This is a genomic window from Rhodococcus sp. P14, assembly GCF_000256505.1.
GTDB classification, from domain to species: Bacteria; Actinomycetota; Actinomycetes; order Mycobacteriales; family Mycobacteriaceae; genus Rhodococcus; species Rhodococcus ruber.
On the sequence record NZ_AJFC01000174.1, the window covers coordinates 1 to 10,006 of the forward strand.

At 71.2% G+C, this 10,006-nt stretch carries 8 protein-coding genes; all 8 read left to right on the forward strand.

The window, feature by feature from the left end; translation table 11 throughout:
* Positions 1-32 precede the first annotated feature (32 nt).
* The 8 genes from OEY_RS0112520 to sfnG all read left to right on the forward strand — a co-directional run bounded on the left by OEY_RS0112520 (position 33) and on the right by sfnG (position 9,942).
* Complete coding sequence (locus tag OEY_RS0112520; protein ID WP_010594212.1) at positions 33-1,187, forward strand: LLM class flavin-dependent oxidoreductase; 1,155 nt, start codon at positions 33-35, stop codon at positions 1,185-1,187.
* Between the two features lie 242 nt (positions 1,188-1,429).
* Positions 1,430-2,008, forward strand: coding sequence for a hypothetical protein (locus tag OEY_RS0112525; protein ID WP_010594213.1), 579 nt, complete (start codon positions 1,430-1,432; stop codon positions 2,006-2,008).
* 171 nt (positions 2,009-2,179) lie between these two features.
* Entirely contained in the window at positions 2,180-3,352 is a 1,173-nt protein-coding gene (locus OEY_RS0112530; protein ID WP_010594214.1) for an LLM class flavin-dependent oxidoreductase, read from the forward strand.
* A gap of 1 nt (position 3,353) precedes the next feature.
* Entirely contained in the window at positions 3,354-4,568 is a 1,215-nt protein-coding gene (locus OEY_RS0112535; RefSeq protein WP_010594215.1) for an SfnB family sulfur acquisition oxidoreductase, read from the forward strand.
* A 122-nt stretch (positions 4,569-4,690) separates the two neighbouring features.
* Positions 4,691-5,908, forward strand: coding sequence for an acyl-CoA dehydrogenase family protein (locus OEY_RS0112540; RefSeq protein ID WP_010594216.1), 1,218 nt, complete (start codon positions 4,691-4,693; stop codon positions 5,906-5,908).
* Positions 5,905-7,317, forward strand: a complete 1,413-nt coding sequence (locus OEY_RS0112545; RefSeq protein ID WP_006943659.1) for an LLM class flavin-dependent oxidoreductase — start codon at positions 5,905-5,907, stop codon at positions 7,315-7,317. Before OEY_RS0112540 ends, OEY_RS0112545 begins: the two co-directional genes overlap by 4 nt.
* A 29-nt stretch (positions 7,318-7,346) precedes the next feature.
* Complete coding sequence (locus tag OEY_RS0112550; RefSeq protein WP_010594217.1) at positions 7,347-8,720, forward strand: styrene monooxygenase/indole monooxygenase family protein; 1,374 nt, start codon at positions 7,347-7,349, stop codon at positions 8,718-8,720.
* A 100-nt stretch (positions 8,721-8,820) separates the two neighbouring features.
* A complete protein-coding gene (sfnG, locus tag OEY_RS0112555; RefSeq protein ID WP_010594218.1) occupies positions 8,821-9,942 on the forward strand; it encodes a dimethylsulfone monooxygenase SfnG in 1,122 nt (373 codons plus the stop codon).
* Positions 9,943-10,006: the final 64 nt, after the last annotated feature.

Genomic DNA, 10,006 nt, shown 5'->3' on the forward strand with positions numbered 1-10,006 from the left:
GGCGAACGCACTCCGCGCGACGAGGAGGCCCGGTGACGACCGCATCGAATCCGGTGCCGCTCTCGGTCCTCGACCTCTCCCCCGTCAGCGAGGGATCCACCACGGCGCAGGCGTTGCACAACACCGTCGACCTGGCCCGGAGGACGGAAGGGTGGGGGTACCGCCGGTATTGGGTGGCCGAGCACCACTTCGTCGCCGTCGCGTCGTCGTCGCCGGCCGTGCTGATCGGCGCAATCGCCGCCGCCACCAGCACCATCCGCGTCGGCGCCGCCGCGGTTCAGCTCGGTCACAACACCGCGGCCGGTGTGGTCGAGGCGTTCGGCACGCTGGACGCGCTGCATCCGGGCAGGATCGACCTGGGACTCGGCCGGTCGGGACAACGCCGGGCGGAGGCGCTCGCGGCCGCCCGGTCCGGGGCCGCCGAAGAGGAATCGCACCGCGCCACCGAGGTGCGCGACGGCCTGGTCATTCCGCCGCCGTACCAGCCCGGGCCGTTGCTGTCCTCGCCGCGCCTGGTCGCCGGGTTCGCCGCGTTGCAGCAGCCGGGGGCGCAGGCCCCGGACTTCGACGGGCAGGTGGACGACATCCTCGCTCTGCTGGACGGGACCTATCGCACCGAGGACGGGATCGAGCTGCACGCCAGCCCCGGCGAGGGCGCGGACGTCGAGCTGTGGGTCTTCGGGACCAGTGCGGGGCCGTCGGCGTCGCTGGCCGGACGGCTGGGTCTGCCGTTCGGTGCGAACTACCACGTCAGTCCCGGCACCACCGTCGAGGCGGTCGAGGCGTACCGCGCGGCGTTCCGCCCGTCCCGCTTCCTCGACCGACCGTACGTGGTGGTGTCCGCCGACGCGGTCGTCGCCGACGACGACGCCACCGCGCGTGACCTGGCGGCCACGTACGGGCACTGGACGCACAGCATCCGGTCCGGCCACGGGGCCGTCCCGTACCCGGACCCGGCCACGTCGGCACCGCTGAGCGACGAGGAGCGCAGCCTCGTCGACGACCGGCTGATCACCCAGTTCGTCGGCGCTCCCGCCACCGTGGCGGAGCGGCTCGAGTCGCTGCAGCGCGTTACCGGGGCGGACGAGCTCGTGGTCACGTCGGTGACGCACCGGCACGAGGACCGGCTGCGTTCGTACGAATTGCTGGCGCGCGAGTGGGGGCTCGCCGCGCTCCGCGCCGCATGACCCCGGTGGTGAACCCGCCCGGACGGCGGGTTCACCACCGAATCGAGCATTCCCGACCAATTGTGTAGGATATCGCCCATGGCACCCGAGACCGCAGCGACCGTCGTCGCCCGCTGGTGCCGTCGTCACGTCGATCTGGGCCGGACCTCCTCGGGCATCTGTACGGGCTGACCGCTCACAGCCCCTTCCGCCACGTCGCGCCGGAGTACCACCGGAGCGGCGCATTCTCCAGGAGAAAACCCTTGTCGCACAACGCTATCCGGACCATTCATCGCCCCCTGCGTATCGCCGTCGAGCTTGCCGGACCCGAGGGACCGCACTACTGGGCCGATCTGACCACCGGACGCGCCGACGAACCGGCGCTCGACCTGAGCGCCTCGCCGTCGAACGTGGTCCGGATCCGCGCCGCCGACCTGAGGGAGAGCGCGAAGCTCCGCGAACGGGCACGCTCCGAAGCCCGCGCCGACGGTCGCGATCCCGACAGCATCAGCGTCCTGGTCGATCTCGAGGTGCTCGTCGCCGAGGAGGCCCGCGGCGCCCGCAAGCAGTATGCGCTGCTCGACGGCCGTCGTCGCGCAGACACCCTGTCCTACATCGGCACCCCGCACGGCCTCGCCGGACTGATCGCCGACATCCACACCACCCGCGTGGCCGACGGCGTGACGATCCTCCCACTCGGTGCCGAGTTCACGATCGAGCACATCGTCGACGGCACCCTGCCGTGGCTCGAATCACGGGGGCTGGCAACGCCGTCGCCCGCTGTGGTGGAGGTCCTGCGCCGCTTCGGCACCGGGGACCGCGGGCTCATCCTGGCCTCCTGACCGTCGTTCGAGACGCGGGGCGAGAGTTTCTTCTCTCGCCCCGCCTTTCGTCGTCCGGTCCACGCGTCCCGCTCGGCAGGGGCGCCGGGCGCCGTCCGGCGCGGACCAGAATTGGAATCGGACCGATTTCAACCGTGGCCCGCGCTCCGCCCCGCCCTTAACCTCGCAACAATGTCCCTCGCATTCCATTGGTTTCTTCCCACCTACGGCGACAGCCGCCTGATCGTCGGCGGCGGCCACGGAACGCCCGCCGGGGCGGCCCGCGGTGATCGGCGCGCCACCGTCGGGTACCTGGCGTCGATCGCCCGCGCCGCCGAGGAGTTCGGATTCGCCGGCGCACTCACCCCTACCGGCGCATGGTGCGAGGACGCCTTCCTCACCACGGCAATGGTGGCGCGCGAATCCGAGCGACTCGCCTTCCTCGTGGCGTTCCGCCCGGGACTGATCAGCCCCACCCTCGCCGCGCAGATGGCGGCGACGTTCTCACTGCACGCCCCGGGGCGGATCCTGCTCAACGTCGTGGTGGGCGGCGAGGCCCACGAGCAGCGCGCGTACGGCGACCACCTCGGCAAGGACGAGCGGTACGCCCGAGCGGACGAGTTCCTCTCGATCGTCCGACGGTTGTGGGCCGGCGAGACCGTCACCCACTCCGGCACGCACCTGAACATCTCGGAAGCCGCGCTGGCCACGCTCCCGAGCCCTGTCCCCCCGTTGTACTTCGGTGGATCGTCCGCCGCGGCGGGCCCGGTGGCCGCCGAGCACGCCGACGTCTACCTCACCTGGGGTGAGCCGCCGGCGGCCGTCGCCGAAAAGATCGCATGGATCCGCGAACTCGCCTCCCGGCGCGGACGCACCATCCGGTTCGGCATCCGCCTGCACGTCATCACCCGGGACACCGCCGCCGATGCGTGGGCGCAGGCCGACCGGCTGATCGCGGCACTCGGCCCCGACACGGTGACCGCGGCACAGGCGGGTCTCGCACGCAGTGAGTCCGAAGGACAGCGCCGCATGCTCGCCCTGCACGAGAACAACCGGCGCAGCGGAGACTGGCGCGACGCCCGTAACCTGGAGGTGGCGCCGAACCTGTGGACCGGGGTGGGTCTCGTGCGCGGCGGGGCCGGGACGGCGCTGGTCGGCAGCCATACCGAAGTCGCCGACCGGATCGCCGAATACGCCGCGCTGGGCATCGACGAGTTCGTCCTCTCGGGATACCCGCACCTCGAGGAGCTGTACTGGTTCGGCGAGGGGGTGCTACCGGTCCTGCGGGAACGCGGACTGTTCACCGGCGGTGCCGGCGGCGCCGTATCCGGAAGCGTTCCCTTCCTTCCCGCCGGGGTCCGCTGAGATGGGCACTGCCGAGGTCACATCCGGGATCGTCGACGGCGACCACGCGCTCGAGACGGCCACGGTGCTGGGCCGGCGATTCGCCGAGAACGCCACGCTCCGCGACGCGAACCGCGAACTGCCGCACACCCAGATCCGCGAGTTCGCCGGATCGGGCCTCGGCGCGGTGACGGTGCCCCGCGCGTACGGCGGGCTCGACGTGCCCACCGAGACGCTCGTGGAGATCTTCCGGCTCCTCGCCGAGGCAGATCCGAGTATCGCGCAGATCCCCCAGTCCCATTTCACCTTCCTCGAACTGCTCCGGTCGCAGGGAACCCCGGATCAGCAGGAGTTCTTCTACGGTGAGGTGCGGTCCGGAGCCCTGTTCGCGAACGCGCAGAGCGAACGGGGCCCCCATCCCGTCGACGTGGACACCACGGTGCTCGTCCCGTCCGGTGCGGGTTTCACGCTCTCGGGCCGCAAGTTCTACAGCACGGGCGCCCTGTTCGCGGACTGGATCGCCGTGCGCGCCAGTGTGGTCGGCGACGGCGGCACCCCGGGCCGCGGCACTCCGAAGGCCGTGGCGTTCGTGCCCCGCGACGCCGCCGGGCTCACCGTCGTCGACGACTGGGACGGCATGGGGCAGCGCACCACCGCCAGTGGCACCGTCACCCTCGACGGCGTGACGGTGCCCGCCTCGTCGATCGTCCCGTACTCGGGGTTGTTCGACGGGCCCACCACCTACGGGGCACAGGCACAGATCCTGCACGCCGCGATCGACGTGGGGATTGCGACCGGCGCCCTGCGCGAGGCGGTCGTGCAGGCCGGCCGCGCCCGTCCCCACTTCGAGGCGGGAGTCGACCGCGCGGTGGACGATCCGCTACTGGCTCACCTCGCCGGCGAGGTGACGGTCACGGTGCGGGCGGCCCAGGCCCTGCTGACCGTCGCGGCCCGCGCGGTGGACTCCGCGCGCGCCGACCTCGACGCCGACACCGCCGCGGCGGCATCGATCGACGTCGCCACCGCGAAGGTCGCGGCGACCCGCGCCGCGCTCGACGCCGCGAACGCGGTGTTCGAACTGGGCGGCACCCGAAGCGCATCCGGCGCGGCCAACCTGTCCCGCTACTGGCGCGACGCACGCACCCACACCCTGCACGACGCGACGCGCTGGAAGCTGCAGCACATCGGCCGTTGGACGCTGGACGGGACATCTCCACCGCGGCACGGGGTGATCTGAGACGACCGCACGCCCGTTCCCCGGCGCCAGTATTGAACTCTGGCCGATCGCAACCGGTGCCATCGCGGGCCCGATTGTCCATCGTTGTGTCGACATCGACGCCACACCGAGGAGCATGACAGGTGAGCAGTTCAACGATCCAGACGCCGGCCGTGACCGACGACGAACTCCGGGAGCGCTTCCGGCCGACCTTCGACCGGATCGCCGAGGGAGCCGTCCAGCGCGAGCACGAGCGCCGGCTGCCGTTCCACGAGGTGCAGTGGCTGCGGGAGGCCCGTTTCGGCGCCCTGCGGGTACCGGTCGAGTTCGGCGGCTTCGGTGCCACGGTCCGTCAGCTGTTCGACCTGCTGATCGACCTCGCTGCCGCCGAGTCGAACCTGCCACAGGCGCTGCGCGTGCACTGGAGCTTCGTCGAGGACCAGCGGCTCGCGGGTGACGAACGCGCCCGGCACTGGCTCGCGGCCACCGCGGACGGCACGCTCGTCGGCAACGCCATCACCGAACCGGGGGTCGGTGCCGCCGACCGCTACCGCACGACCCTCACCCGCAAGGGCGGCGACTGGGCCCTCGACGGAATCAAGTACTACAGCACCGGAAGCCTGTACGCCGACCACATCCTCGTCGCCGCGGACCGCGACGGCGAGCGGGTCTCGGTACTGGTGGACGCGCGGCAGGAGGGCGTCGAGCAGACCGACGACTGGGACGGTTTCGGCCAGCGGCTCACCGCGAGCGGTACCACCACCTTCACGGGAGTCGTGGTGCCGGAGGACCGCATCCTCGGGCCCGGCTACGGCGCCCCGGGCCGCACCTACGCGACCGCCTACCTGCAGCTGGTGCAGCTCGCGGTGCTCGCCGGCATCGCCCGGCGCGCCGAGGCCGACGCCGTCGACTGGGTTCGGGCGCGCACCCGCACGTTCACCCACGCCGTGGCCGACCTGCCACGGCACGACCCGCTGGTCCAGCAGGTGATCGGGAAGCTGTCGGCCGCGGCCTTCGGTGCCCGCGCCGCCGTGCTCGCCGTCGCCGACGACCTCGACGTCCTTCTCGACGCGGGCGCCGACGACCCCGAACTGCTCGACCGCGCCGAGGCTTCCGCCGCCCGCGCCCAGTCGGTGGTGATCGGGCTCGTCCTCGACGCGACGGCGCAGCTGTTCGAGGTCGGCGGCGCATCCATCACCTCGTCGGAGGCGGCGCTGGACCGGCACTGGCGCAACGCACGGACCGTCGCGGCGCACAACCCGCTGATCTACAAGCAGCAGGCCGTCGGCGCCCATGTGCTCAACGGAGATCCGCTCCCCTACGCGTGGAGCGCGGGCCGTCGCCCCGGAGTCATCGCGTGACCCGGCACATCCGCTTCAACGCGTTCGACATGAACTGCGTGGCCCACCAGTCCCCCGGACTGTGGCGCCACCCCGCGGACCGGTCGCATCGCTACACCGACCTCGGGTACTGGACCGAACTTGCCCGGCTCCTCGAACGCGGCCTGTTCGACGGCCTGTTCATCGCCGACGTGCTCGGCACGTACGACGTCTACGGCGGCACCGACGAGGCGGCGCTGCGGCAGGGGGCGCAGGTCCCGGTGGCCGATCCGCTCCTGCTCGTCTCCGCGATGGCCGCGGCGACCGAGCATCTCGGCTTCGGCATCACCACCGGAACAGGATTCGAGCATCCTTACCCGTTCGCGCGGCGGCTCTCGACCCTCGACCACCTCACCCGCGGCCGCATCGGATGGAACGTCGTCACCGGATACCTGCCGTCCGCGGCCCGCAACTTCGGCGAGGCCGACCAGCTCGATCACGACACCCGCTACGACCACGCCGACGAGTACCTCGAGGTGCTCTACAAGCTGTGGGAGGGCTCCTGGGAGGACGACGCCGTCGTCCGGGACGCCGAGCGCGGCCTCTACATCGACCCGGAGAAGGTGCACCACATCGGGCATCGCGGTGCGCATTTCACGGTGCCCGGCATTCACCTGTCCGAACCGTCACCGCAGCGGTCCCCGGTGATCTATCAGGCCGGGGCGTCGCCGCGCGGCGTGCGCTTCGCGGCGGAGAACGCGGAGGCGATCTTCGTCGGGCCGCCGTCCAAGCGGGTCCTGCGCGACACCGTGGCCCGCATCCGGGCCGCGCTCGTCGACGCCGGCCGCGATCCGTACTCCGCGCGGATCTACGCCCTCGCCACGATCGTCACGGACGCCACCGACGAGGCGGCCGCGGCCAAACACGAGGAGTACAAGCGGTACGCCAGCCTCGAGGGCGCGCTGGTGTTCACCTCCGGCTGGATGGGTATCGACCTGTCCCGCTACGACCTCGACGAGCCGATCGGCAACGTCGAGAGCAACGCCATCCGCTCCGCGGTCGCGGCGTTCCAGGAGGCCGACGACGACGGCCGCGAATGGCGCGTCCGCGACATCGCCGAGTGGGCGAGCATCGGCGGACTGGGCCCCCGCTTCGTCGGCTCCGGCGAGTCCGTCGCCACCCGGTTGCAGGAGTGGGTGGCCGAAACCGACGTCGACGGGTTCAACCTCGCCTATGCCGTCACGCCCGGCTCGTTCGAGGACGTGATCACCCACGTCGTCCCCGTCCTCCAGGAGCGCGGTGCCTACCCGACGACCTACACCGAGGGAACGCTGCGCCACAAGCTCTTCGGCAAGGGCGACCGCCTCCCCGACGAGCATCGGGGCGCCCGCTACCGGCTCGGCGCGCCCCTCTCGACCGTGACCGACCGCCACCGCGCCTACGTCGGCTGATCCATCACCGCCCACCACGAGGAGATTCCATGACCACCACTCGACGTTCCGTCGCCGTCGTCGGCGCCGGACTGGCCGGGACCACGGCCGCGCTCGGCTTCCTCGATGCCGGATTCGACGTCACCGTCCTCAGCGATCGGGATCGCGAGTCGCTGCGCAACGACGTGCCGGCGACCGGAACGGCCGTCTACTTCGGCAAGTCCCGCGAGTCCGACGCCCGGATCATCGAGGATCTGTACGCCGACGGACCCCATTCGACCGGCATGAGCACGCGCCTGTACTCGGGCGACGGCGACACCCGCGCCGAGGTCCTCGAGTTCGACCCGGATTTCCGGTACGTCGCGCAGGGCGTCGACGTCCGGCTTCGGGCGGACGACCGGCTGGGCCGTTTCCTCGACCGGGGTGGCCGGTTCGAGGTGCGCGCGGTGACGCCGGAGAGTCTCGATGCGATCGCCGCCGAGCACGACCTGACGCTCGTCGCGACCGGCAAGGGCGGCCTGTCGTCGCTGTTTCCCGTCGACGCCGAGCGCACCGTCTACCGCGAGCCCCAGCGCACCCTGCTGCTGGTGACGCTCCGGGGACTCGGGCACGGCCCGGACACGTGGGGTTACCGCTCCGAGGCGGGGGGCGCCCACAACCTGTTCAACCTGCACACCGAGTACGGCGAGGCCTGGCTCGGCCCGTACCTGCACAAGGACGCGGGTCCGACGTGGAGCTTCCTCGGCTTCGCCAAGCCGGGCAGCCCGTGGGTCGAGCGGTTCGAGGCGGTCACCGACGTCCACAGCGCGCGTCGCACCGTCGTCGAGCTGTACCGCGACTACTTCCCGCAGGACGCCCCCGAGGTGGAGAAGCTCGAGGTCATCGAGGCCGATCCGCACTCGTGGCTGCGCGGGGCCGTCACCCCGACGGTGCGGCGGGCGGTGGGCCGCACGGCCGGGGGCCACGTCGTCGCCGCGATCGGCGACACCGCCATCGCGTTCGACCCCATCGCCGGCCAGGGCGCACAGAACACCGTGGTGCAGGTGGCGGCGCTGGTCGAGGCGGCACGCGGCCACGAGGGCGAGTTCACCGCCGGCTGGCTCACGGAGCAGTTCGAAAAGCACTGGGACGCCCGCGGTCACGCCGCCGCGGAGGTGACCCGGTTGTTCCTCGGCGATCCGAAGTACGCCGTGCACGCGGAGTTGCTCTTCCCCGCGGCGACCGTGAGTGAGCCGGTGGCCGCCGCGCTGTTCGGGTTCCTGTCCGAACCCGGCACGCTGCTCGGCATCGGCACCCGCGACGACGTGCTGGCGTTCATCACCGCGCATGCCGGCGAGCCGGCCGAGGACGTGCTGGCGCGGTTCCAGCCGAGCGGCGGCTTCAGCGCGTCGCCGCTCGCCGGCGCAGCGGTCCAGCCCGCCTGACGACGACCCGGTCCCGACCGTCGCGACCGCTCGCGACGGTTGGGATCGGGTTGATTCCAACGATTGGGTGCGGCGGGTGCGGACGCTTGAATTGGTGCCCATGTCGACCGAACACATCACCCCCGAGATCAAATTCGCCTACTGGGTGCCCAACGTCAGCGGCGGCCTGGTCACCTCGAACATCGAACAGCGCACCAGCTGGGACTACGACTACAACGTCCGGCTCGCCCGCACCGCCGAGAACAACGGCTTCGAGTACGCACTCAGCCAGGTGCGGTACGAGGCCAGCTACGGCGCGGAGTTCCAGCACGAGTCCACCAGCTTCTCCCTCGCTCTCCTGCTGGCCACCGAGCGCCTGAAGGTGATCGCCGCCGTCCATCCCGGACTGTGGCAGCCGGCGGTGCTCGCCAAACTGGGTGCCACCGCCGACCAGCTCTCCAGCGGCCGGTTCGCCGTCAACGTCGTCAGCGGCTGGTTCAAGGACGAGTTCACCCACCTCGGCGAGCCGTGGCTCGAGCACGACGAACGCTACCGCCGCAGTGCCGAGTTCCTGCAGGTGCTGCGCAGGATCTGGACCGAGGACGATGTCGACTTCCGCGGCGACTTCTACCGCATCCACGACTTCACCCTCAAGCCCAAGCCCGCCAACACGCCCGAGCGGCCCAATCCCGAACTGTTCCAGGGCGGTAACTCCACTGCCGCGATCGCCAACGGTGGCCGCTACGCGGACTGGTACTTCAGCAACGGCAAAGACTACGACGGCATCAGCGACCAGATCGCCGACCTGCGCGCCGTCGCCCGCGAGCACCAGCGCGAGGTAAAGGTCGGCCTCAACGGGTTCATCATCGCCCGCGACACCGAGAAGGAAGCGCGCGACACGCTCCGCGAGATCATCGAGAAGGCGAACCGCCCGGCGGTCGAGGGCTTCCACAGCGCCGTGCAGCAGGCCGGCGCGTCCACCGGGGACAAGAAGGGTATGTGGGCCGACTCGACATTCGAGGACCTGGTCCAGTACAACGACGGCTTCCGCACCCAGCTCATCGGCACGCCTGAGCAGATCGCCCATCGCATCGTCGAATACCGCCGGCGCGGGGTCGATCTCATCCTGTCCGGCTTCCTCCATTTCCAGGAGGAGATCGAGTACTTCGGCGAGAAGGTGCTGCCGCTCGTGCGCGAACTCGAGGCCGCCGATCAGGACGACCGCGAGCCCGTGGTCGTCTGACCCGGCCCGATCACCGCCACGCGGATCGCAGGACAGGCGCCCAGCGCTCGGCGTAGTCCGCGAT